This is a genomic window from Franconibacter sp. IITDAS19 (genome assembly GCF_023079515.1).
Taxonomy (GTDB): Bacteria; Pseudomonadota; Gammaproteobacteria; order Enterobacterales; family Enterobacteriaceae; genus Franconibacter; species Franconibacter pulveris.
Window position 1 is genome coordinate 165,991 of record NZ_JALJCP010000004.1, and the last position, 24,147, is coordinate 190,137.

Genomic DNA, 24,147 nt, shown 5'->3' on the forward strand with positions numbered 1-24,147 from the left:
AATGAAACTCTATAACCTTAAAGATCATAACGAGCAGGTCTCCTTCGCACAGGCCGTCACGCAGGGCCTTGGCAAAAATCAGGGGCTCTTCTTTCCGCACGACCTGCCGGAATTCAGCCTGACGGATATCGACGCCATGCTGGAGCTCGATTTCGTCGAGCGCAGCAGCAAGATCCTCTCTGCGTTTATCGGCGACGAAATTCCGCAAGAGATTCTGGAAGAGCGCGTGCGCAAGGCATTTACCTTCCCGGCGCCAGTGAAGCCGGTTGAAGAAGATATTGGTTGCCTGGAGCTGTTCCACGGCCCGACGCTGGCGTTTAAAGATTTCGGCGGGCGCTTTATGGCGCAGATGCTGGCGCACATTAGCGGCGATAAACCGGTCACCATTCTTACCGCCACCTCCGGCGATACCGGCGCGGCTGTGGCCCACGCCTTCTATGGCCTGAAAAACGTGCGCGTTGTTATCCTCTACCCGCGCGGCAAAATCAGCCCGCTGCAGGAGAAGCTGTTTTGTACGCTTGGCGGCAACATTGAAACCGTGGCCATCGACGGCGATTTCGACGCCTGCCAGGCGCTGGTAAAACAGGCGTTTGATGATGAAGAGCTGAAGCAGAAGCTGGGGCTTAACTCGGCGAACTCCATTAACATCAGCCGCCTGCTGGCGCAGATTTGCTACTACTTCGAAGCGGTGGCGCAACTGCCGCAGGAAGCGCGCAATCAGCTGGTGGTGTCTGTGCCGAGCGGCAACTTCGGCGACTTAACGGCGGGGCTGCTCGCTAAAGCGCTGGGGCTGCCGGTAAAACGCTTTATCGCCGCTACCAATGCTAACGACACGGTGCCGCGTTTTCTGCAAAACGGCGAGTGGTCGCCAAATCTTACCGTCGCCACGCTTTCCAACGCCATGGACGTCAGCCAGCCGAACAACTGGCCGCGCGTGGAGGAGCTGTTCCGTCGCAAAAACTGGCGTCTGAAAGATCTGGGCGTGGCGGCTATCGACGACGAAACCACGAAAGCCACCATGCGTGAGCTGCAAACGAAAGGGTACGTTTCAGAGCCGCACGCGGCGGTGGCATACCGCGCGCTGCGCGACCAGCTGCACCCGGGCGAATATGGGCTGTTCCTCGGCACCGCGCATCCGGCGAAGTTCAGCGAGAGCGTGGAAGCGGTGCTGGGCGAAACGCTGACGTTGCCGCAGGCGCTGGCGGAGCGCGCCGGGCTGGAGCTGCTCTCACATAACCTGCCGGCGGATTTCGCCGCGCTGCGCGAGCTGATGATGAGCAAAGCGCAGTAACCCTTCAGGGAGAGGCCAGACCTCTCCTTTTTTTGTTTTTTTACCGCCAACTGTGAAGAAAATCGGCAGGAATCTGGCAGGAAAAAAGCAGAAATTCCCAATAAATGCGCTAACTAAGCAATTAGGATTGCAGAGACTAACGCATGGCGCGCGTTCGGCATAAGCTCTCCCCATCGACCCATTCAGGGTAATGATGTTGCGAGGAGTGACCTATTTTGAAATCAATGATTCTGGCGTTAACCGTAATGATGGTGGCTCCGTTCGCGGCGCAGGCGTCCGAGATTACGCTGCTGCCTGCTGTAAAACTGCACATTGGCGACCAAGACAACCACGGTAATTACTGGGACGGCGGCCACTGGCGCGACCGCGGCTGGTGGAACAAACACTACGAGTGGCGCGACAAACACTGGCAGCCGCACGGACGCGACCATCGCCCGGGCCCACGCTTTGAAGGTCGTGACGACCATGGACGTCATCATCACTAATAAAAAACGCCAGCTTAAGCTGGCGTTTTTGTTATTGCTCGTGGCGCTTAAAGACCAGCTCTGTCGGTCCGGACGCCGCGTCGTCAAAGAAATAGCCTTCGCTGTTGAAATCTTGCAATTGCTCCGGCTTCGTCAGCCGTTTTTCGATAATAAAACGGCTCATTAGCCCGCGCGCTTTTTTGGCGTAGAAACTGATCACCTTAAACTTGCCATTTTTCTCATCCAGGAACACGGGCTTGATGATTTCCGCATTCAGCTTGCCTGGCTTCACCGCTTTGAAATACTCATCGGAAGCCAGATTGATAACGATATTGTCGCCCTGCGCGGCGATAGCTTCGTTAAGCTTATGGGTGATCGTCTCGCCCCAGAAACTGTAGAGATCTTTACCGCGGGCGTTCTCCAGGCGGGTGCCCATTTCCAGGCGGTAAGGTTGCATTAGATCGAGCGGGCGCAGCACGCCGTAGAGGCCGGAGAGCATGCGCAGATGCTGCTGAGCGAAATCGAAATCCGCTTCGCTGAAGGTTTCCGCCTCAAGCCCGGTGTAAACATCGCCCTTAAACGCGAGGATCGCCTGACGGGCGTTTTCCGGCGTGAATTCCGGGTGCCAGTCGTGGAAGCGGGTCGCGTTAAGCGCCGCAAGCTTGCTGCTGATGCTCATCAGGTCCGCTATCTCTGCATCAGAAAGGCGGCGCGCCACATCGATTAACTGTTGTGAATGGTCCAGCAGTTCCGGCTGCGTAAAGCGCTGCGTTGCGAGCGGGCTCTGGTAATCCAGGGTTTTGGCGGGTGAAATAAGAATCAGCATCTCTTTTCCTTCTCGAAATTTCCCCGAACTTTACCAAAAAACGTCGCCGGAGTGACCAATAGGTGTGATTGAAAACCGCTCATTCACGGGGCAGATCCTTCCAGCTGTCCGCCTCTAGTTGTCTTTCGATATCGGGATAGCGTCTGACGTCAAAAACAGGTTTTATGCCAAGCTTGCGCTGGCGTAGGTAATCATCCGCAATCAGCTTAACGACGGGTGAAAGCAGCAAAATGGCGATGAGATTGGTTATCGCCAGCAGCGCCATAGCGATATCAGCCAGTTGCCAGACGGTGGGGAAGGTCGCGAACGTACCGAAAAGCACCATCGACAGCGTACCCGCGCGAAGCAGCCACAGGCGCAGCGGCGTGCTGCGGGTCAAAAACAGCAGGTTATTTTCGGCATAGGCGTAATTCGCCACAATCGAGGTAAAGGCAAAGAACATCACAATAATGGCGACGTAGCCGGAGGCCCAACTGCCTGCAAGCGTGGCGAGCGCCTGCTGCGTGAGCATGATGCCATCGTAAGAGGCGCTGGTTTGCTCCTGCGCGCCGGAGAGCAACACAATAGCCGCCGTAGCGGAACAGATAATCACCGTATCGATAAACACGCCAATCATCTGGACGATGCCCTGCGCAGCGGGATGAGGGGGCCATGATGCGGCGGCGGCCGCTGCATTCGGCGTGGAGCCCATTCCCGCTTCATTCGAAAACATGCCGCGCTGAAAGCCGCTGGTTATTGCCTGGCTCAGGGTCCAGGCGAGCGCGCCGGAGGCCGCTTCGTGCCAGCCGAACGCGCTTTTGAAAATCAGCGCTACTACGTCAGGCAGGCGGGGCAAATTCAGCAGCACGACAATAGCGGCGGTCAGCGCCCATGCGCCCCCCGTTATGGGCATAACCCACTGCGAAAAGCGGGCCACGCCTTTCATGCCTCGCAGAATAACCAGCAGCGTGGCGGCTACCAGCACCACAGCGATAAACCATTTAGGGGCATTGAAGGCATGGTTCAGGGCAAGGGTGAGCGAGTTTGCCTGTACGGCATTAAAAACCAGGCCAAAGGCGATAAGCAGGAAAATAGAGAACAAGACGCCCATCCAGCGCATGCCGAGACCGCGCTCCATGTACCAGGCGGGGCCGCCGCGAAAGCGCCCGCTCGCGTCTCGCCCTTTATAGAGCTGCGCCAGAGAACATTCGGCGAAAGAGGTCGCCATACCCACAAGAGCCGTTACCCACATCCAGAACACGGCCCCCGGCCCGCCCGTGGCGATGGCTATCGCCACGCCTGCGATATTGCCGCTACTGACGCGGGCGGCGAGACTGGTGCAAAGAGCCTGGAAGGAGGTTAGCCCATCGGTGGCGGGAGTTACGCTTCTGCGCAGGCTTTTCGCGAAATGGCGAAGATAACGGAACTGAATCCCGCCAGTGCGAAAGGTGAACCAGATTCCTGCCCCAGGCAGCAGGTAAATCATCACCGAACCCCAGAGTATATCGCTGATAAAATACAGAAAATCGGACATTCATTTCCCTCTTGCCGCCGTCTGGCCTTGTCCGGTGCTGGCATGCTGTTCTCTGTGCCGCCGGGACTGACAACGAACAGGCCAGCGCAGTTTACCACAGCGGCCAGGCCCGCTTGCCCCGGTTGCGCTGAAAGTGTCTCGTGTTATCATCAGCGCAGGCCGGTTACATCTCCCTAACACGAAGTTTTAAGAGAAACATTATCATGACGGATAAATTGACCTCCCTTCGTCAGTTCACCACCGTAGTGGCTGACACTGGAGACATCGCGGCAATGAAGCTGTATCAGCCGCAGGATGCCACCACCAACCCTTCTCTGATCCTTAACGCCGCGCAAATTCCTGAGTACCGCAAGCTGATTGATGACGCTGTGACCTGGGCGAAAAGCCAGAGCAGCGACCGTGCGCAGCAGGTTGTGGACGCGACCGACAAGCTGGCGGTAAATATTGGTCTGGAAATTCTTAAGCTCATCCCGGGCCGTATCTCTACCGAAGTGGATGCGCGTCTCTCTTATGACACTGAAGGCAGCATCGCCAAAGCCAAGCGTCTGATCAAACTTTATAACGATGCTGGCATCAGCAATGACCGCATCCTGATCAAGCTGGCCTCGACCTGGCAGGGTATCCGCGCGGCGGAGCAGCTGGAAAAAGAGGGCATCAACTGTAACCTGACGCTGCTCTTCTCCTTCGCGCAGGCGCGTGCTTGCGCTGAAGCGGGCGTGTTCCTGATTTCCCCGTTCGTAGGCCGTATCCTCGACTGGTACAAAACCAATACGGACAAAAAAGAGTATGCGCCGCAGGAAGATCCGGGCGTGGTTTCCGTCAGCGAAATCTACCAGTACTACAAGCAGCACGGTTATGAAACCGTGGTGATGGGCGCAAGCTTCCGCAACACAGGCGAAATCCTTGAGCTGGCAGGTTGCGATCGTCTGACTATCGCTCCGGCGCTCCTCAAAGAGCTGGCGGAAAGCGAAGGTGCTGTGGAGCGCAAGCTTGCTTACTCTGGCGACGTAAAAGCGCGTCCGGAGCGCATCACCGAGTCTGAGTTCCTGTGGCAGCATAACCAGGATCCGATGGCGGTAGACAAACTGGCGGACGGCATCCGCAAGTTCGCCGTCGACCAGGAAAAACTGGAAAAAATGGTCGAAGCGCTGCTGTAATCCCTCCGTGGCCGGGCATTCCGGCCACGTTTCTTCCCGCTTTACCCCGCTCGCGTGTATCATTTCGCAAAGTGAATCTGTTTTCGGAATTGATATGAACACGTTACGCATCGGCTTAGTTTCCATCTCTGATCGCGCCTCCAGCGGCGTTTACCAGGATAAAGGCATTCCCGCCTTGCAGGAGTGGCTCGCGCAGGCGCTGACCACGCCGTTTGTTATTGAAACCCGCCTTATTCCCGATGAGCAGCCGCTTATCGAGCAAACCTTATGCGAGCTGGTGGATGAAATGGGCTGTCATCTGGTGCTGACTACCGGCGGCACCGGCCCCGCGCGCCGCGATGTGACGCCAGACGCCACGCTTGCCGTCGCCGACCGCGAAATGCCGGGCTTCGGCGAACAGATGCGCCAGATAAGCCTGCGCTTCGTCCCTACCGCTATCCTTTCACGTCAGGTGGGCGTCATTCGTAAACAGGCGTTGATTCTTAACCTGCCGGGCCAGCCGAAATCGATTAAAGAGACGCTCGAAGGGCTAAAGCAGGAAAACGGTGAAGTCGTAGTGCCGGGCATTTTTGCCAGCGTACCGTATTGCATACAGCTTCTCGATGGGCCTTATATTGAAACTGACCCGCAAGTGGTAGCGGCTTTTCGCCCTAAAAACGCGATACGTGAAATTAAATGCTGATTATTTTTTGATTATAAGATAAACGCCAGAACGCTCTGGCGTGAAGTATTTATGCCGTTATAGTAAGGATAGGTTTACGGCTTCGTCGTAAATTAATTCTAACAATTCTCTTTACAAACGGCTTTCTTATGTCAGAACACACGCGACCTCTCAATCGACAGGATTATAAGACCCTGACGCTTGCCGCTCTTGGCGGCGCGCTGGAGTTTTATGACTTCATCATCTTCGTTTTCTTTGCCGCCGTGGTAGGCGAGCTCTTCTTTCCTGCGGATATTCCTGAATGGCTGCGCCAGGTGCAGACCTTCGGTATTTTCGCGGCAGGCTATCTGGCGCGACCGCTGGGCGGCATCATCATGGCGCATTTTGGCGACCTGGTCGGCCGCAAAAAGATGTTTACGCTCAGCATTTTATTGATGGCGGTGCCTACGCTGGCTATCGGTTTGCTGCCGACTTACGCCTCATTGGGCATCGCTGCGCCGTTGTTGCTGTTGTTAATGCGGGTATTGCAAGGCGCGGCCATTGGCGGCGAAGTGCCTGGCGCCTGGGTTTTTGTCGCGGAGCACGTGCCCGCTAAGCGTATCGGCATCGCCTGCGGCACGCTGACGGCGGGGCTGACGGTAGGTATTCTGCTCGGTTCAGTGGTCGCCACGCTTATTAACACCAGCATGACTCAGCAAACGATCCATGACGGCGGCTGGCGTATCCCCTTCCTGCTCGGCGGCGCGTTTGGTCTGGTCGCGATGTACCTGCGCCGCTGGCTGCAGGAAACGCCTGTTTTTATCGAGATGCAGCAGCGTAAAGCGCTGGCGGAAGAACTGCCGTTAAAAGCGGTGGTGGTGAATCACAGGAAAGCGGTGGTGGTATCTATGCTGCTGACCTGGCTGCTTTCCGCAGGCATTGTCGTGGTTATCCTGATGTCTCCTGTCTGGCTGCAAAAGCAACTGGGCATCGCGCCGGCATTGACCCTGCAGGCCAACAGCCTCGCTACCGTTATGTTGACGCTGGGATGCCTGGCGGCAGGGACAGTTGTGGATCGCGTAGGGGCGAGTAAAACCTTTATCGCGGGCAGCCTGCTGCTGGCGGTATGCAGCTGGCTCTTCTATCACCTGACGGCAGGCAATCCCGCTTACTTATTCCCGCTTTATGGGCTGGTTGGGTTCAGCGTTGGCGTAGTCGGCGCGGTGCCTTATGTGATGGTGCGCGCTTTCCCGGCGGAGGTTCGTTTCACCGGCATTTCGTTCTCTTATAACGTGGCATACGCTATTTTTGGCGGCCTGACGCCGATTCTGGTGACGCTGCTAATGAACGTATCGCCGATGGCGCCGGCCTGGTATGTGCTTGCACTGGCGCTGCTGGGGCTGGGGGTAGGGATCTGGCTGCGTCAGGATATTCATCAGCCGGATAGCGTTTCTGAAAGCTCACCAGCGCATATCTGATCTATTACAGAGAGAAAAAAGCCCACCGTGCGGGTGGGCTTTTCGTATTACTGCGCCAGAGCGGTCATCGCGGCGTTTGAAGCTTCATGGCGTTCGCCAATCGGCAATACAGTGCGGCCGTACTGCTCGTTCAGCACTTCGCCCATCGCCAGGTAGATGGCGCTGGCGCCGCAGATGAGACCAATCCAGCCCGCCACGCGCACAATGCCTTCGTTATCCAGCAGATGACCTGCCGCCAGCAGCGCAAAAAGCACCGTCAGGCTCAGGAAAACAAATTGCAGCACGCGCGCGCCTTGCAGGGTGCCGAAGAACATAAACAGCGTAAACACGCCCCAGACGCCAAGATAAACGCCAAGGAAGTGGCCGTTCGCCGCTTCCGCCAGGCCGAGCTTCGGCAGCAGCAGGATAGCGACCAGCGTCAGCCAAAAAGAGCCGTAAGAGGTAAAGGCGGTTAAGCCGAAGGTATTGCCTTTTTTATATTCCAGCAGGCCGGCAAAGATTTGCGCGATGCCGCCATAGAAAATGCCCATCGCCAGGATAATGCCATCCAGCGGGAACAGGCCGATATTATGCAGATTGAGCAGAATGGTCGTCATACCAAAGCCCATAAGGCCCAGAGGAGCCGGATTTGCCAGTGTGGTGTTACCCATAAACCCTCATAAAATAGGTAATAAATTGAAATTAAAAAGGCCCGTCGCCAGCATGCTCTGAGCGGGGCGCGGCATCATAATCGCGGCAATTTTCACCGTCTATGATCTGAACAGGGGGAAAAGAAAAAAATTTTCAGCCGTCCCCCTTGATGCCCGGTGATGCGACCCCATCTTCTGGTTAACCGAAAAGGGTGAACCTGAAAAAAATGATGATTTGGGCAGTTGAAACCGCACGTTTCGCCCGCATAACAGGTTCACACCACATATTGACCGAATTTTTAGTGGAGACGTTTAGATGGGTAAAATTATTGGTATCGACCTGGGTACGACCAACTCTTGTGTAGCGATTATGGACGGCACTACTGCACGTGTGCTGGAGAACGCCGAGGGCGATCGCACCACGCCTTCTATCATTGCTTATACCCAGGATGGTGAGACTCTGGTTGGTCAGCCGGCTAAACGTCAGGCAGTGACGAACCCGCAGAACACCCTGTTTGCGATCAAGCGCCTGATTGGCCGCCGCTTCCAGGACGAAGAAGTGCAGCGCGACGTTTCTATCATGCCGTACAAGATCATCGCGGCTGATAACGGCGACGCATGGCTGGACGTAAAAGGCCAGAAAATGGCTCCGCCGCAGATTTCCGCTGAAGTGCTGAAAAAAATGAAGAAAACGGCGGAAGACTACCTGGGCGAAGCGGTAACGGAAGCGGTTATCACCGTTCCGGCTTACTTCAACGATGCTCAGCGTCAGGCGACCAAAGACGCCGGCCGCATCGCGGGCCTGGAAGTAAAACGTATTATCAACGAACCGACTGCGGCAGCGCTGGCTTACGGTCTGGACAAAGAGACCGGCAACCGCACCATCGCGGTTTATGACCTGGGCGGCGGTACTTTCGATATCTCCATCATCGAAATCGATGAAGTTGACGGCGAAAAAACCTTTGAAGTGCTGGCTACCAACGGTGATACCCACCTGGGCGGCGAAGACTTCGACAGCCGTCTGATTAACTATCTGGTAGAAGAGTTCAAGAAAGACCAGGGCATCGATCTGCGTAACGACCCGCTGGCGATGCAGCGTCTGAAAGAAGCGGCTGAGAAAGCGAAAATCGAGCTCTCTTCCGCTCAGCAGACCGACGTGAACCTGCCGTACATCACCGCAGACGCGACCGGTCCGAAACACATGAACATTAAAGTGACTCGCGCGAAACTGGAAAGCCTGGTGGAAGACCTGGTGAACCGTTCCATCGAGCCGCTGAAAGTCGCTCTGCAGGATGCCGGCCTGTCCGTGTCTGACATCAACGACGTTATCCTCGTTGGCGGCCAGACCCGTATGCCGATGGTGCAGAAGAAAGTGGCTGAGTTCTTTGGCAAAGAGCCGCGTAAAGACGTTAACCCGGACGAAGCTGTGGCAATCGGCGCAGCGGTGCAGGGCGGCGTACTGACCGGCGACGTGAAAGACGTTCTGCTGCTCGACGTAACGCCGCTGTCGCTGGGTATCGAAACGATGGGTGGCGTGATGACTGCGCTCATCAACAAAAACACCACCATCCCGACCAAGCACAGCCAGGTGTTCTCGACGGCGGAAGACAACCAGTCTGCGGTAACGATTCACGTGCTGCAGGGTGAGCGTAAACGCGCTGCCGATAACAAGTCTCTGGGTCAGTTTAACCTGGATGGCATCAACCCGGCGCCGCGCGGTATGCCGCAGATCGAAGTTACCTTCGACATCGACGCCGACGGTATTCTGCACGTCTCTGCGAAAGACAAGAATACCAACCGCGAACAGAAAATCACCATCAAGGCCTCTTCCGGTCTGAACGAGGAAGAGATCCAGAAAATGGTGCGCGAAGCGGAAGCGAACGCTGAAGCTGACCGTAAATTCGAAGAGCTGGTGCAGACCCGCAACCAGGCCGATCACCTGGTGCACAGCACCCGTAAGCAGGTGGAAGAAGCAGGCGACAAACTGCCGGCTGACGACAAAACCGCTATCGAATCGGCGCTGAGCGCGCTGGAAAGCGCTCTGAAAGGCGAAGACAAAGCGGATATCGAAGCGAAAATGCAGGCGCTGGCGCAGGTTTCCCAGAAGCTGATGGAAATCGCTCAGCAGCAGCACGCGCAGCAGCAGGCGGGCGGCGCTGACGCTTCCGCAAGCAATGCGAAAGATGACGACGTTGTCGACGCTGAGTTCGAAGAAGTGAAAGATAAAAAATAATCGCCCTGATGCAGGGTAGATAAACCAGCACGGGCGTAGGAGTTATCTCCACGCCCGTGCTCGCATGTTAAGGGCAGAAAACCAAAATGGCGAAGAAAGACTATTACGAGATTTTAGGCGTTCCGAAGACGGCGGAAGAGCGTGAAATCAAAAAGGCCTATAAGCGCCTTGCCATGAAATATCACCCGGACCGCAATCAGGGCGATAAAGAGGCGGAAGCCAAATTTAAAGAGATTAAAGAAGCTTATGAAGTGCTGACCGACGCACAAAAACGCGCGGCTTACGATCAGTATGGCCACGCCGCGTTTGAGCAGGGCGGCATGGGCGGCGGCTTTAATGGCGGCTTCGGCGGCGGGGCAGATTTCAGCGATATTTTCGGCGACGTATTCGGCGATATTTTTGGCGGCGGACGTGGTCGTCGCGCCGCGCGTGGCGCCGATCTGCGCTACAACATGGAGTTAACGCTGGAAGAAGCGGTTCGCGGCGTAACCAAAGAGATCCGCATTCCTACGCTTGAAGAGTGCGACGTTTGCCACGGCAACGGCGCTAAACCGGGCACCCAGCCGCAGACCTGTCCGACCTGTCATGGTTCCGGTCAGGTACAGATGCGTCAGGGGTTCTTTGCTGTGCAGCAGACCTGTCCGCACTGTTCGGGACGCGGTACGCTGATTAAAGATCCGTGCACCAAATGCCACGGCCACGGTCGCGTAGAGAAGTCCAAAACCTTGTCCGTTAAGATACCGGCGGGGGTTGATACGGGCGACCGCATCCGTCTTGCAGGCGAAGGCGAAGCGGGCGAGCACGGCGCGCCGGCAGGCGATCTGTACGTTCAGGTACAGGTGAAGCAGCACCCGATCTTTGAGCGCGAAGGCAATAACCTTTACTGCGAGGTGCCGATTAACTTCGCGATGGCGGCGCTCGGCGGTGAAATCGAAGTGCCGACGCTGGATGGCCGCGTGATGCTGAAAGTGCCGAACGAAACCCAGACAGGCAAGCTGTTCCGCATGCGCGGCAAAGGGGTGAAATCGGTGCGCGGCGGGGCGCAGGGCGACCTGCTGTGCCGTGTCGTGGTGGAAACGCCGGTTGGCCTGAATGACCGTCAGAAACAGTTGCTTCAGGAGTTGCAGGAAAGCTTCGGCGGCCCGACGGGCGAGAAGAACAGCCCGCGCTCCAAAAGCTTTTTCGACGGCGTGAAGAAGTTTTTTGACGATTTGACTCGCTAATCGTCTGTCTTACGACAGAAGCCCGAGCCTTATTCAGCGCTCGGGCTTTTTTATGGCCTTTTTGTGAGTCCTGGCGCTTCCTCTGCGATTTGGATTAAGGCAGCATACTCTGCTGGCGCAATAAAACCCTTTATCAATCAAAGCATCACTGTTTGCTGTTCTATAATAAGTTCGCTAATAGATCCTCCATCAATGCATTTTATGCGAAAAAACCGATACAATAAGCCGTTATAATCTGCTTTTAACGAGTATTCCTGCGCGATAGGCTTGAGTGGATACTTACTTTATAAAGCGCAGGGTTACAAATGATGAAGGTAGTGAAACGTTTAATGGCTGGCGAAGCGAGCGGAGGCATTATCCTTATTATCGCCGCATCGCTGGCGATGGTGCTGGCAAACCTTGATGTCACCAGCGTGCCTTATCAGGCGTTTCTGGATACGCCTGTTGAGCTGCGTATTGGTTCACTGGAGATAAATAAAAACCTTCTGCTGTGGATCAACGACGCGCTGATGGCGGTTTTCTTTTTGTTGATTGGCCTGGAAGTGAAGCGCGAATTACTGCAGGGCTCGCTTGCCAGTTTGCGTCAGGCTTCTTTTCCGATCATCGCCGCGCTGGGCGGCATGGTTATCCCGGCGGCGCTCTATCTGGCGTTTACCGTTCAGGACCCTATTACGCGTGAAGGTTGGGCTATTCCGGCCGCAACGGATATCGCTTTCGCGCTCGGGGTGCTCGCGCTGCTTGGCAGCCGCGTGCCGCCGGCGTTGAAAGTATTTCTGATGGCGCTGGCGATTATTGACGACCTGGGCGCGATTATCATTATCGCCTTGTTTTACACCCATGAGCTTTCGCTGCTGTCGTTGATGATTGCTGCTGGAGCGATTTTTGTACTGGCGTTGCTGAATGTTTGCAATGTTCGCCGCACCGGGGTTTACATCCTGGTCGGACTGGTGCTGTGGACGGCGGTGCTGAAATCAGGGGTTCACGCCACGCTCGCTGGGGTGGCGATTGGCTTTTTTATTCCGCTAAAAGAGCAGGGCGGGAAATCGCCGGCGAAATCGCTGGAGCATGTGCTTCATCCGTGGGTTGCGTTTCTGATCCTGCCGCTTTTTGCTTTCGCTAACGCAGGCGTCTCGCTCGAAGGCGTAACTCCGCAAGGGCTGGCTTCGCTGCTGCCGCTTGGCATTATCGCTGGCCTCTTTATCGGCAAGCCGCTCGGCATTAGCCTTTTCTGCTGGTTTGCGTTGAAGCTTGGGCTGGCGAAGCTGCCGCAGGGTGCGACTTTTCGTCAGATTATGGCGGTGGGCGTGCTATGCGGCATCGGCTTTACCATGTCGATTTTTATCTCCACGCTGGCGTTTGGGGATGTGGAGCCTGCCCTTGTCAAATGGGCCAAGCTGGGAATTCTCATTGGTTCGCTACTGGCGGCGGTAACAGGTTACAGCCTGCTGAGGTTCAGTTTTAAGGTTCCGCATCGGGCCTGACTTCGCGTGGCGCGCTCCAGGGGGGAGCGCGCTTTATTGATCATTCAACATCAGGGAGCGAAAGGCTATGTCGCATATCAATTACAACCACTTGTACTACTTCTGGCATGTTTACAAAGAAGGCTCTGTAGTCGGGGCTGCCGAGGCGCTTTACCTTACGCCCCAGACGATAACCGGTCAGATTAAAGCGCTGGAAGAGCGCCTTCAGGGAAAACTGTTCAAGCGCAAGGGGCGCGGGCTTGAGCCCAGCGAATTGGGGCAACTGGTTTTTCGCTATGCCGATCGGATGTTCACGTTGAGCCAGGAGATGCTGGATATCGTGAACTACCGCAAAGAGTCGCATTTGCTGTTTGATGTCGGTGTGGCTGACGCGCTGTCTAAACATCTGGTGAGTGGCGTGCTGGAAGCGGTGGTGGTTGAGAATGAACAAATTCATCTGCGCTGCTTCGAGTCCACCCATGAAATGCTGCTGGAACAGCTAAGCCAGCATAAGCTGGATATGATTATCTCGGATTGCCCCATCGATTCCACTCAGCAGGAAGGGCTCTTTTCCGTGAAGATTGGCGAATGCAGCATCAGTTTCTGGTGCCAGAACCCGCCGCCGAACAAACCGTTCCCGGAATGCCTGGAAGAACGCCGTCTGCTCGTCCCGGGCCGCCGTTCCATGCTCGGACGTAAGTTGCTTAACTGGATTAACTCTCAGGGGCTGAAGGTGGAAATCCTGGGCGAGTTTGATGATGCGGCGCTAATGAAAGCCTTTGGGGCGGCGCATAATGCGATATTTATCGCGCCGACGCTTTACGCGCAGGATTTTTACAGCGATGACAGCATTATTGAGATAGGGCGAATAGATAACGTGATGGAAGAGTATCATGCGATTTTTGCCGAGCGGATGATCCAGCATCCCGCTGTGCAGCGTATCTGCAACAAGAACTATTCGGCGTTATTTAATCTTCACGAAGACTGAACGGCAGGCATAAAAAAACCCGCATTAAGCGGGTCTTTTTAACAAGCAACAACGAACGGACGATTAAGCCAGTTTGTTGATCTGCGCGGTCAGGTTAGCCTTATGGCGCGCTGCTTTATTTTTGTGGATCAGACCTTTGCTGGCCTGACGGTCCACGATCGGTTGCATTTCGTTAAATGCTTTCTGTGCAGCTTCTTTATCGCCTGCTGCAATCGCCGCGTATACTTTCTTGATGAAAGTACGCATCATAGAGCGACGGCTTGCGTTGTGCTTACGGGCCTTTTCAGACTGAACGGCACGCTTCTTAGCTGATTTGATATTAGCCAAGGTCCAACTCCCAAATATGATCTATGTGGACAATTCAAAGGCCGAGGAATATGCCCCGTTAGCCTTCTTTTGTCAATGGATTTGTGCAAATAAGCGCCGTTTACTATGGCGGCGCTCGTTACGTAGTGATGGCGCAAGATTCTACCAGCTTGCCCGCCCTGAATACAGTCTTTATCGGACAAAATTCGTGCCTGCAGGCCTGATTTCTCGCAAATTGCGGTACTGTATCAGGAAAACCCTGATGCTTTCTGCCCGGCAGCGCCAATCGCCGGTTAACCTTGGGCGCTGTACAAGGTATAATCCGACGATTTTCACTGTCCTGAGCCTGTCATGAAGCTGATACGCGGCATACATAATCTCACTCCTGAACACCACGGCTGTGTCCTTACCATCGGCAATTTCGATGGCGTTCACCGTGGCCATCAGGCATTGCTTAACGGGCTGCGTGAAAAAGGGCGCGAGCGCCGTCTTCCGGTCATGGTGATGATTTTCGAACCGCAGCCGCTGGAACTGTTCGCCGCCGAAAAAGCCCCCGCGCGGTTGACGCGCCTGCGCGAAAAGCTGCGCTATCTGGCGCAGTGCGGCGTTGACTATGTGCTGTGCGTGCGCTTTGACCGGCGCTTCGCGGCGCTGACGGCGCAAAGTTTCGTCAGCGAACTGCTGGTTAAGCGCCTCGGCGTGCGTTTTCTCGCCATTGGCGACGATTTCCGCTTCGGCGCTGGTCGGCAAGGCGATTTCTTGTTATTACAAAAGGCTGCGCGCGAATATGGCTTCGAAGTCACCAGCACGCAAAGCTTTTGTCAGGATGGCTTGCGCATCAGCAGCACGGCGGTGCGCCAGGCGCTGGCTGAAGACAATCTTGAACAAGCGCAGACGTTACTGGGCCGTCCATTCGCCCTTTCTGGCCGCGTAGTGCACGGCGACGCGCTGGGACGCACCATAGGTTTTCCGACGGCGAATATCCCGCTGCGCCGTCAGGTCACCCCGGTAAAAGGGGTTTATGCGGTGGAAGTGATGGGGCTTGGCGAAAAGCCTGTGCCAGGCGTCGCCAATATTGGCACCCGTCCAACGGTGGCAGGTCTACGCCAGCAGCTGGAAGTTCATCTGCTGGATGTTGCAATGGACCTTTATGGACGCCATATAGATGTGGTGCTGCGTAAAAAAATACGCAACGAGCAGCGGTTTGCTTCGCTTGACGAGCTGAAAGCGCAAATCGCCAGAGATGTAATCACCGCCCGCGACTTTTTTGGGCTACCGACACCGGCTTAACGCCTGATCGGCTAATTATCACACCGAAATACGGAACCGAGAATCTGATGAGTGACTATAAATCTACCCTGAATTTGCCGGAAACAGGGTTCCCGATGCGCGGCGATCTCGCCAAACGCGAACCGGGCATGCTGGCGCGTTGGAATGATGACGATCTGTACGGCATCATCCGTAATGCGAAAAAGGGCAAAAAAACCTTCATTCTGCATGATGGCCCTCCTTATGCGAACGGTAGCATTCATATTGGTCACTCGGTTAACAAGATTCTGAAAGACATTATCGTTAAGTCCAAAGGGCTTTCCGGTTTCGACTCGCCTTATGTGCCGGGCTGGGACTGCCACGGTCTGCCTATTGAGCTGAAAGTCGAGCAGCTTATCGGCAAGCCGGGTGAGAAAGTCTCCGCCGCCGAGTTTCGCGCCGCGTGCCGAAAATATGCCGCTGAGCAGGTAGATGGCCAGCGCCAGGATTTTATCCGCCTGGGCGTGCTGGGCGACTGGTCGCATCCATACCTGACCATGGATTTTAAAACCGAAGCCAACATCATCCGCGCGCTCGGTAAAATCATCGGCAACGGCCACCTGCACAAAGGCGCGAAGCCGGTGCACTGGTGCGTTGACTGCCGCTCTGCGCTCGCGGAAGCGGAAGTGGAGTATTACGACAAGACATCGCCGTCTATCGACGTCGCCTTTAATGCGGTCGATGCGGGCGCCGTAGCCGCTAAATTCGGCGCGCAAAATGTCAACGGCCCGGTTTCTCTGGTTATCTGGACCACCACGCCGTGGACCCTGCCGGCTAACCGCGCTATCTCGCTGCATCCGGAGATCGAATACGCGCTGGTGCAGGTAGAAGGCCAGGCGCTGATCCTCGCTAAAGATCTGGTAGAAAGCGTTATGAAGCGCGCCAACATCAGCGAATGGCTGATCCTTGGCACCGTGAAGGGCGCGGATCTTGAACTGATGCGCTTTAAGCACCCGTTCCTGGATTTCGACGTGCCGGCCATCCTTGGCGAGCACGTTACGCTTGATGCAGGTACCGGTGCGGTGCATACCGCTCCCGGCCACGGTCCTGACGACTATGTCATCGGCCAGAAATATGGCCTCGAGACAGCGAACCCGGTTGGGCCGGATGGCACCTATCTGCCGGGCACTTACCCGACGCTTGACGGCGTTCAGGTATTCAAAGCCAACGACATCGTGGTTAACCTGCTGCGCGAGAAAGGCGCGCTGCTGCACGTAGAAAAACTGCTGCACAGCTACCCGCACTGCTGGCGTCACAAAACGCCGATTATCTTCCGCGCTACGCCGCAGTGGTTCGTCAGCATGGATCAAAAAGGCCTGCGCGAGCAGTCATTGAAAGAGATTAAAGGCGTGCAGTGGATCCCGGACTGGGGCCAGGCGCGTATCGAATCCATGGTTGCTAACCGTCCGGACTGGTGTATCTCCCGCCAGCGCACCTGGGGCGTGCCGATGTCGCTGTTCGTCCATAAAGAGACGCAGGAATTGCATCCGCGCACGCAGGAGCTGATGGAAGAAGTGGCGAAGCGCGTGGAAGCAGACGGCATCCAGGCATGGTGGGATCTGGACCCGCGCGACATCATGGGCGACGACGCGAATAGCTATGAAAAAGTGCCGGATACCCTCGACGTCTGGTTCGATTCTGGTTCTACGCACGCCTCTGTCGTCGATGTGCGCCCGGAATTCGCAGGTCACGCGGCGGATATGTATCTGGAAGGCTCCGACCAGCATCGCGGCTGGTTTATGTCTTCTCTGATGATCTCCACGGCGATGAAAGGCAAAGCACCGTATCGTCAGGTGCTGACGCATGGCTTCACCGTGGACGGCCAGGGCCGCAAGATGTCGAAATCTATCGGCAACACGGTCAGCCCGCAGGATGTGATGAACAAACTGGGCGCGGATATTCTGCGTCTGTGGGTCGCTTCCACTGACTACACCGGTGAAATGGCGGTTTCTGACGAGATCCTCAAACGCGCCGCCGACAGCTATCGCCGTATTCGCAACACTGCGCGCTTCCTGCTGGCTAACCTGAACGGTTTCGACCCGGTGAAAGACATGGTCAAGCCGGAAGAGATGGTCGTGCTGGACCGCTGGGCGGTGGGCTGCGCGAAAGCGGCGCAGGAAGATATCATCAAAGCGTATGAAGCGTATGATTTCCACGAAGTAGTGCAGCGCCTGATGCGTTTCTGCTCCATCGAAATGGGCTCGTTCTACCTCGACATCATTAAAGATCGCCAGTACACCGCGAAAGCGGACAGCGTGGCGCGCCGCAGCTGCCAGACTGCGCTCTATCACGTAGCCGAAGCGCTGGTGCGCTGGATGGCGCCTGTCATGTCCTTCACTGCTGACGAGATCTGGGGCTACCTGCCGGGCGAACGCGAGAAATATGTCTTTACCGGCGAGTGGTACACCGGCCTGTTTGGTCTGGCGGAAACCGAAGCGATGAACGACGCTTTCTGGGATGAGCTGCTGAAAGTGCGCGGCGAAGTGAACAAGGTTATCGAGCAGGCGCGCGCCGATAAACGCATCGGCGGTTCGCTGGAAGCGGCCGTTACCCTGTTTGCCGAGCCGGAACTGGCGGCGAAGCTGACGGCGCTGGGCGATGAATTACGATTCGTCCTGTTGACCTCGCAGGCGAAGGTTGAGGATTATGCGCAGGCGACGGACGAAGCCCAGCAGAGCGAACTGCTGAAGGGGCTGAAAGTGGCGCTCGCAAAAGCCGAAGGTGAGAAATGCCCGCGCTGCTGGCATTACACCACCGATGTCGGTCTGGTAGCGGAACACGCAGATATCTGCGGTCGCTGTGTCAGCAACGTAGCCGGTGACGGCGAAAAACGTAAGTTTGCCTGATGAGTAAACCGATCTTCTCAACCGGGCTCCGCTGGCTTTGGCTGGTGGTAGTCGTACTGATTATCGATCTGGGCAGTAAGGCGTTAATCCTTCAGCACTTTGCGCTGGGAGAGACGGTTTCTCTGTTCCCGTCGCTTAATCTGCACTATGCGCGTAACTATGGCGCCGCCTTTAGCTTCCTTGCGGATAAAGGCGGCTGGCAGCGTTGGTTCTTCGCCGGTATCGCCATCGGCATCTGTGTGGTGTTGGCGGTGCTGATGTACCGTGCGAAAGCGAGCCAGAAGCTTAACAACATTGCTTACGCGCTGATTATTGGCGGCGCGCTCGGCAATCTTTTTGACCGCCTCTGGCACGGCTTTGTTGTCGACATGATCGATTTTTATGTCGGCGACTGGCATTTCGCCACCTTCAACCTGGCCGATACCGCCATCTGCATTGGCGCGGCGCTGGTAGTGCTGGAAGGGTTTTTACCTTCGCCGGGTAAAAAGCAGCCCAACCAGGCCTGATGATTGATGAATGGCGGAGCCATCCGCCATTCGTTTTTTCAGCAGAGATTAACCGCCTCGCGAAGACAACAACGCAGATATCCGCTACACATAAAAGGCTGTAATGCATGACTAACTCTGTACAGAGCAACAGCGCAGTGCTGGTGCACTTCACGCTGAAACTCGAAGATGGCTCCACGGCGGAATCCACGCGCAATAACGGCAAGCCGGCGCTGTTTCGCCTGGGCGATACTTCACTCTCCGAGGGGCTGGAACAGCAGTTGCTGGGCCTGCATGCGGGCGACAAAAAAGCGTTTTCGCTGGAACCCGATGCGGCGTATGGCGTACCGAGCCCGGACCTGATTCAATATTTTTCGCGTCGCGATTTTATCGACGCGGGCGAGCCGGAAATCGGCGCGATTATGTTATTTACCGCAATGGATGGCAGTGAAATGCCTGGCGTGATTCGCGAAGTGAACGGCGACTCCATCACCGTTGACTTTAACCACCCGCTCGCCGGGCAGACCATCCATTTTGATATCGAAGTGCTGGAAGTCGATCCGGTACTGGAGGAGCCTGATGCAGATCCTGTTGGCTAACCCACGCGGCTTTTGCGCGGGCGTGGACCGCGCTATCAGCATTGTTGAGAACGCGCTGGCGATTTATGGCGCGCCCATTTATGTCCGTCATGAAGTGGTGCATAACCGTTACGTGGTGGACAGCCTGCGCGAGCGCGGCGCTATTTTTATCGAACAGATAAGCGAAGTGCCGGACGGCGCGATCCTGATTTTCTCCGCCCATGGCGTTTCTCAGGCGGTGCGCAACGAAGCGAAAAGCCGCGACTTAACGGTTTTTGACGCCACCTGCCCGCTGGTGACGAAAGTGCATATGGAAGTGGCACGCGCCAGCCGTCGCGGCGAAGAGTCTATCCTTATCGGTCACGCGGGCCACCCTGAAGTAGAAGGCACGATGGGTCAGTACAGCAACCCGGAAGGGGGCATGTATCTTGTCGAATCGCCGGACGACGTCTGGAAACTTGACGTTAAAAACGAGGCGAAGCTGTCGTTTATGACCCAGACGACGCTCTCTGTGGATGACACTTCCGAGGTTATCGACGCGCTGCGGAATCGCTTCCCGAAAATTGTCGGACCGCGTAAAGACGACATCTGCTACGCCACGACCAACCGTCAGGAAGCGGTACGCGCGCTGGCTGAACAGGCTGACGTGGTATTGGTGGTCGGCTCGAAAAATTCGTCTAACTCCAATCGCCTGGCCGAACTGGCGCAGCGTATGGGGAAAACGGCATTTCTGATTGACGACGCGACCGATATCCAGGAAGAGTGGGTGAAAGCGGCGAAGTGCGTCGGCGTCACCGCTGGCGCCTCCGCGCCGGATATCCTGGTGCAGAATGTCATTGCCCGCCTGCAGGAACTGGGTGGCGGCGAAGCGGTGCCGCTGGAAGGCCGGGAAGAAAATATTGTTTTTGAAGTGCCGAAAGAGCTGCGCATGGACGTTCGTGAAGTCAACTAACCTTCATCCGCTCTGTTTATGAGAAGATGCCAGACGCTAATCCCGTCTGGCATTTTTTTATGGAGAAAATCATGAGCCCGTTACCCTTCATTCTGGATACCGACCCGGGCATCGACGATGCCGTCGCCCTGGCTGCTGCCATCTTCTCGCCTGAACTCGAACTGCGGCTGGTTACCACCGTGGCGGGCAATGTCAGCGTGGAGAAAACAACCCGCAACGCTCTGCAACTGCTCCATTTCTGGCAGCAGGACGTGCCGCTGGCGCAGGGCGCCGCCATGCCGCTGGTGCGTCCGCTTCGCGATGCGGCTTATGTTCACGGCGAGTCGGGCATGGAGGGGTATCACTTTGTGGCTCACGACAGGCTCGCGCTGGAGACGCCCGCTTTTCAGGCTATTTATGATTGCCTGACGGCAAGCGAGGAACCCGTCACGCTGGTGACCATCGGCCCGCTGACCAATATCGCGCTGCTGCTGACCCATTACCCCGACTGTATTAGTAAAATCAAACGGCTGGTGATGATGGGCGGCTCTGCCGGGCGCGGTAACTTTACCCCTAACGCTGAATTTAACATCGCTATCGACCCGGAGGCGGCGGCGCGTGTTTTTCGAAGCGGGCTGGAGATTGTGATGTGTGGTCTTGATGTCACTAACCGGGCGCAGTTAACGCCAGCATATCTCGCCGCGCTTGCTACCCTTAACCGCACCGGCGCGATGCTGCATGCGCTTTTTAGTCACTACCGCAGCGGCAGTATGGCTACTGGGCTTCGGATGCACGATCTCTGTGCGATTGCATTTCTGGTTAAGCCCGAGCTATTTACCCTGAAATCGTGTTTTGTGGCTGTGGAGACGCAGGGTGAATACACCGCTGGCACAACGGTTGTCGACCTTGACGGCAGGCTGGACCAGCCCGCTAATGCGCAGGTCGCGCTGGATATTGACGTCCCGGCCTTCCAGGCGTGGGTGGCGCAAACCCTCGCGCTGGCGCCATAGCGAAAGAGAGAGATTATCGATTGTTAACGGCCAGCTTCTCAGCCAGATAATCAATCATCACCCGCATTTTTACCGGCAACTGGCGGCCTGCGGACCAGAGCAGCCAGAGCTGGCCGGAATAGGTGCTGATAAATTCCCATTCCGGCAGTACCTGTACAATCTCGCCGTTCGCCAGCGCTTCACGGGCGGTGAACAGCGGCAGGCTGCCAATGCCCAGGTGTTGCTTCACCGCGTCCAGCCGCACCCCGGTATGGTTTGCCGCATAGCGCCCGTGGGTTTGCACCACCAGCGTTTTGCCGTGCTGGCGAAACTTCCAGCGCGAGTCGACTGGCGTTTCCCCAAGGCTGATGCAGCTGTGAGCCCGCAAATCCTGAGGGTGCTGCGGCGCACCATGCTGCGCCAGATAATGCGGCGTGGCACACAACAGATGTGTGATAGGCATTAGCGCTTTGCCATGCAACCCCGGCGAAGGGGTATTGGTGATACGCAGCGCGAGATCCACGCCATCGTCAATCAGGTCCATATAACGATCTTCAAGCCGCAGACAGATGTCTACCTGCGGATAGCGAGCCAGAAATTCCGCCATTACCGGGTGCAGTACAAAGCGGCCTACCGCTTTGGGCACGCTCAGGGTGAGCTTGCCCTGCGGCGCCTGTTGATCGATGCCGCCCTGCGAAAGGACCAGGCGCGCTGAGTCCAGCATTACCGTGGCGGATTTTAACACCTCGCTGCCTGCGTCGCTCAGGCGCAGCTTGCGGGTAGTGCGATGCAGCAGCTTAACGCCGAGCTCTTTCTCCAGCCGTGAAATGCTGCGGCTGACGGAAGAGGGCGTTGCGCCGAGCTTGCGGGCGGCGGCAGAGAAGCTGCCGCTCTCCACCACGATGACGAAGGCGGCGATTTCGGGCAATAACGTCAGGTTCATATTTATGCGTCGTATGCAAAGGTGCATTGTCTGAGGGCGGGATTATCTTCCCCGGGTTAATCAATATACTGTCTGGATAACCGGGAGGACAATAATGACTGAAAAACGCTATTACACCAGCGATGCCGTAAGCGGCGAAGCGCAGGTGCTGCGCTGCGAGGCGAACAGCGACGGGCTCTATGAAGTGGAACTTGATGCCACGCTGTTTCATCCCCAGGGCGGCGGGCAGCCTGCTGACAGCGGTACGATTAACGGGATCCCTTTGGTGCGCCTGGAGAACCGCGGCGATAAGGTTATTCATTTTCTCGGGCAGCCTGTGGCGCAAGAAAGAGTAAAGCTGGAGGTGAATGCGTCGTTGCGTAAGCTGCATTCCCGCTGGCATTCAGCAGGGCATTTGATTGGTTATGCAGGCGAGCAGCATGGCTGGCGCCCGGTAAAAGCGCACCACTGGCCGGGCGAAGGCAAAATCACCTTTAATGCGACAGAAGGCGCGCTTGCGCCTGAGGCCTGCGCGCTAAGTGAAAAAATCGCCGCCTGGATAGCTGACGATTTGCCGCGCCTGGTCACCTTCGACAATGCGCTTCGCCAGGTGCGCTTTGGTGATTTACCCGTTTACGGCTGCGGCGGCACGCATGTCGTTTCGCTGGCGGAGTTAGGGGAAGTGAAACTCACCAGCCTGAAAGTGAAAAAAGGGCAACTGATCGTGGCCTACCAGCTGGCAGAATAGTCTTTTCTGCAACTATTAAGCGCTTCTGTCTCACAGGCGTATGCTTATCCATAAAAAGCATGCGCCTTTAATGTCTTTTACTGATATCCCCTCCGTTTTGTCATAAATTTCTAATTATGCGCGTTTTTCGCTGGCAGCTCGTGGGTGGGCTGGTTAACCTGAGAACGTTTTATAAGCAATTCCTTAACATACGAAGAGTATAACTATGCAAGAAGCACAAATCCGCGTCGCCATCGCCGGAGCAAGCGGCCGCATGGGGCGGCAGTTAATCCAGGCGGCATTACAGATGGATGGCGTGGCGCTTGGCGCGGCGCTGGAGCGTGAAGGCTCATCGCTGGTCGGCAGCGATGCCGGAGAACTGGCGGGCGCGGGTAAGTCAGGAGTCATCGTCCAGAGCAGTCTCGATGCGATCGTCGATGATTTCGATGTATTCATCGATTTTACCCGACCGGAAGGCACGCTGGCGCACCTGGCGTTTTGCCGCCAGCATGGCAAAGGCATGGTCATCGGCACGACCGGTTTCGACGAGGCGGGCAAGCAGGCCATCAGCGAAGCCGCCAGGTCCATCCCGGTCGTTTTTGCCGCTAATTTTAGCGTTGGGGTCAACGTCATGCTGAAGCTGCTGGAGAAAGCGGCGAAAGTAATGGGCAACTACACCGACATCGAAATTATCGAAGCTCACCATCGCCATAAAGTGGACGCGCCATCCGGCACGGCGCTGGCGATGGGGGAGGCGATTGCTCAGGCATTGGATAAAGATCTTAAAGCGTGCGCTGTTTATGCGCGCGAAGGTTATACCGGCGAGCGGGAGCCTGGCACCATCGGCTTCGCTACGGTTCGCGCAGGCGATATCGTTGGCGAGCATACCGCTATGTTTGCTGATATCGGTGAACGCATTGAGATTACGCATAAGGCTTCAAGCCGGATGACTTTTGCAAATGGCGCGGTTAGATCTGCTTTATGGTTAAAAGGCCATGAAAATGGACTTTATGATATGCGTGACGTGCTCGATTTAAACAATTTGTAGTCAGAATTACCCATCGTGATGTGGTTGTTACAATCATAACTCTTTGATTGGAAGGGCAATAATTTATTGCCCTTTTTATTTTTATTGCATTTCAACGTTCTTGCG

The 24,147-nt window shown here is 56.0% G+C and carries 22 protein-coding genes; 17 read left to right on the forward strand and 5 right to left on the reverse strand.

Annotated features, from left to right (window positions below; genetic code table 11):
- Window position 1 precedes the first annotated feature (1 nt).
- Window positions 2-1,291 carry a threonine synthase gene (gene thrC, locus MT962_RS13555; RefSeq protein WP_024556385.1) on the forward strand — a complete coding sequence of 430 codons (1,290 nt, stop codon included), beginning with the start codon at window positions 2-4 and terminating at the stop codon, window positions 1,289-1,291.
- A gap of 224 nt (window positions 1,292-1,515) precedes the next feature.
- Window positions 1,516-1,776, forward strand: coding sequence for a DUF2502 domain-containing protein (locus tag MT962_RS13560; RefSeq protein ID WP_281732723.1), 261 nt, complete (start codon window positions 1,516-1,518; stop codon window positions 1,774-1,776).
- 31 nt (window positions 1,777-1,807) lie between these two features.
- Here the strand turns inward: MT962_RS13560 and yaaA are convergent, their stop codons facing one another.
- Together yaaA and MT962_RS13570 are read right to left on the reverse strand one after the other, a co-directional pair.
- Window positions 1,808-2,581 (reverse strand): peroxide stress protein YaaA, encoded by a 774-nt coding sequence (yaaA, locus tag MT962_RS13565; protein ID WP_247365862.1) that lies wholly within the window; start codon window positions 2,579-2,581, stop codon window positions 1,808-1,810.
- Window positions 2,582-2,660: 79 nt separating this feature from the next.
- Window positions 2,661-4,094 (reverse strand): sodium:alanine symporter family protein, encoded by a 1,434-nt coding sequence (locus tag MT962_RS13570; RefSeq protein WP_188724008.1) that lies wholly within the window; start codon window positions 4,092-4,094, stop codon window positions 2,661-2,663.
- A 203-nt stretch (window positions 4,095-4,297) separates the two neighbouring features.
- Between MT962_RS13570 and tal the strand changes: the two genes are divergently transcribed.
- From tal to MT962_RS13585, 3 genes are all read left to right on the forward strand, one after another.
- On the forward strand, window positions 4,298-5,251 hold the full coding sequence (gene tal, locus MT962_RS13575; RefSeq protein WP_188724009.1) for a transaldolase: 954 nt from the start codon (window positions 4,298-4,300) through the stop codon (window positions 5,249-5,251).
- Window positions 5,252-5,345: 94 nt separating this feature from the next.
- Window positions 5,346-5,933, forward strand: coding sequence for a molybdopterin adenylyltransferase (gene mog / locus MT962_RS13580; RefSeq protein ID WP_024560535.1), 588 nt, complete (start codon window positions 5,346-5,348; stop codon window positions 5,931-5,933).
- Window positions 5,934-6,061: 128 nt separating this feature from the next.
- Window positions 6,062-7,369 (forward strand): MFS transporter, encoded by a 1,308-nt coding sequence (locus MT962_RS13585; RefSeq protein ID WP_024556379.1) that lies wholly within the window; start codon window positions 6,062-6,064, stop codon window positions 7,367-7,369.
- A 47-nt stretch (window positions 7,370-7,416) separates the two neighbouring features.
- On the opposite strand, the gene satP is transcribed toward MT962_RS13585, so the two are convergent.
- Complete coding sequence (gene satP / locus MT962_RS13590) at window positions 7,417-8,019, reverse strand: acetate uptake transporter (protein ID WP_024556378.1); 603 nt, start codon at window positions 8,017-8,019, stop codon at window positions 7,417-7,419.
- A gap of 295 nt (window positions 8,020-8,314) precedes the next feature.
- Between satP and dnaK the strand changes: the two genes are divergently transcribed.
- The 4 genes from dnaK (at window position 8,315) to nhaR (ending at window position 13,902) form a co-directional block, all read left to right on the forward strand.
- Window positions 8,315-10,231, forward strand: coding sequence for a molecular chaperone DnaK (gene dnaK / locus MT962_RS13595; protein WP_024556377.1), 1,917 nt, complete (start codon window positions 8,315-8,317; stop codon window positions 10,229-10,231).
- An 86-nt stretch (window positions 10,232-10,317) separates the two neighbouring features.
- Entirely contained in the window at window positions 10,318-11,454 is a 1,137-nt protein-coding gene (dnaJ, locus tag MT962_RS13600) for a molecular chaperone DnaJ (protein ID WP_024556376.1), read from the forward strand.
- Window positions 11,455-11,762: 308 nt separating this feature from the next.
- Complete coding sequence (gene nhaA / locus MT962_RS13605) at window positions 11,763-12,935, forward strand: Na+/H+ antiporter NhaA (protein ID WP_024561323.1); 1,173 nt, start codon at window positions 11,763-11,765, stop codon at window positions 12,933-12,935.
- A 67-nt stretch (window positions 12,936-13,002) separates the two neighbouring features.
- Window positions 13,003-13,902: a transcriptional activator NhaR gene (nhaR, locus tag MT962_RS13610; protein ID WP_024556374.1), complete on the forward strand. Its 900-nt coding sequence runs from the start codon at window positions 13,003-13,005 to the stop codon at window positions 13,900-13,902.
- A 63-nt stretch (window positions 13,903-13,965) separates the two neighbouring features.
- Here nhaR and rpsT read toward each other — a convergent pair whose 3' ends face one another.
- Window positions 13,966-14,229 (reverse strand): 30S ribosomal protein S20, encoded by a 264-nt coding sequence (gene rpsT, locus MT962_RS13615; protein ID WP_024551208.1) that lies wholly within the window; start codon window positions 14,227-14,229, stop codon window positions 13,966-13,968.
- 330 nt (window positions 14,230-14,559) lie between these two features.
- Here rpsT and ribF point away from each other — a divergent pair, with 330 nt between their 5' ends.
- The 6 genes from ribF (at window position 14,560) to rihC (ending at window position 21,366) form a co-directional block, all read left to right on the forward strand.
- Window positions 14,560-15,498: a bifunctional riboflavin kinase/FAD synthetase gene (gene ribF / locus MT962_RS13620; RefSeq protein WP_247365863.1), complete on the forward strand. Its 939-nt coding sequence runs from the start codon at window positions 14,560-14,562 to the stop codon at window positions 15,496-15,498.
- Window positions 15,499-15,545: 47 nt separating this feature from the next.
- The gene (gene ileS / locus MT962_RS13625) at window positions 15,546-18,362 is read left to right on the forward strand and encodes an isoleucine--tRNA ligase (RefSeq protein ID WP_247365864.1); all 2,817 of its coding nucleotides are present in this window, start codon (window positions 15,546-15,548) and stop codon (window positions 18,360-18,362) included.
- Window positions 18,362-18,868: a signal peptidase II gene (gene lspA / locus MT962_RS13630; protein ID WP_024556371.1), complete on the forward strand. Its 507-nt coding sequence runs from the start codon at window positions 18,362-18,364 to the stop codon at window positions 18,866-18,868. Before ileS ends, lspA begins: the two co-directional genes overlap by 1 nt.
- A gap of 107 nt (window positions 18,869-18,975) precedes the next feature.
- A complete protein-coding gene (fkpB, locus tag MT962_RS13635) occupies window positions 18,976-19,446 on the forward strand; it encodes an FKBP-type peptidyl-prolyl cis-trans isomerase (protein WP_024556370.1) in 471 nt (156 codons plus the stop codon).
- Window positions 19,427-20,377, forward strand: a complete 951-nt coding sequence (gene ispH / locus MT962_RS13640) for a 4-hydroxy-3-methylbut-2-enyl diphosphate reductase (RefSeq protein ID WP_024556369.1) — start codon at window positions 19,427-19,429, stop codon at window positions 20,375-20,377. The genes fkpB and ispH overlap by 20 nt, the downstream gene beginning before the upstream one ends.
- Window positions 20,378-20,448: 71 nt before the next feature.
- Entirely contained in the window at window positions 20,449-21,366 is a 918-nt protein-coding gene (gene rihC, locus MT962_RS13645) for a ribonucleoside hydrolase RihC (RefSeq protein ID WP_247365865.1), read from the forward strand.
- A gap of 13 nt (window positions 21,367-21,379) precedes the next feature.
- On the opposite strand, the gene MT962_RS13650 is transcribed toward rihC, so the two are convergent.
- Window positions 21,380-22,288, reverse strand: coding sequence for a LysR family transcriptional regulator (locus MT962_RS13650; RefSeq protein ID WP_048887732.1), 909 nt, complete (start codon window positions 22,286-22,288; stop codon window positions 21,380-21,382).
- A 94-nt stretch (window positions 22,289-22,382) separates the two neighbouring features.
- On the opposite strand from MT962_RS13650, the gene MT962_RS13655 reads away from it, so the two are divergent.
- Both MT962_RS13655 and dapB read left to right on the forward strand, forming a co-directional pair.
- Window positions 22,383-23,015: a serine-tRNA(Ala) deacylase AlaX gene (locus tag MT962_RS13655; protein ID WP_024556366.1), complete on the forward strand. Its 633-nt coding sequence runs from the start codon at window positions 22,383-22,385 to the stop codon at window positions 23,013-23,015.
- Between the two features lie 205 nt (window positions 23,016-23,220).
- On the forward strand, window positions 23,221-24,042 hold the full coding sequence (gene dapB, locus MT962_RS13660) for a 4-hydroxy-tetrahydrodipicolinate reductase (RefSeq protein ID WP_024556365.1): 822 nt from the start codon (window positions 23,221-23,223) through the stop codon (window positions 24,040-24,042).
- The last annotated feature ends 105 nt before the right edge of the window (window positions 24,043-24,147 follow it).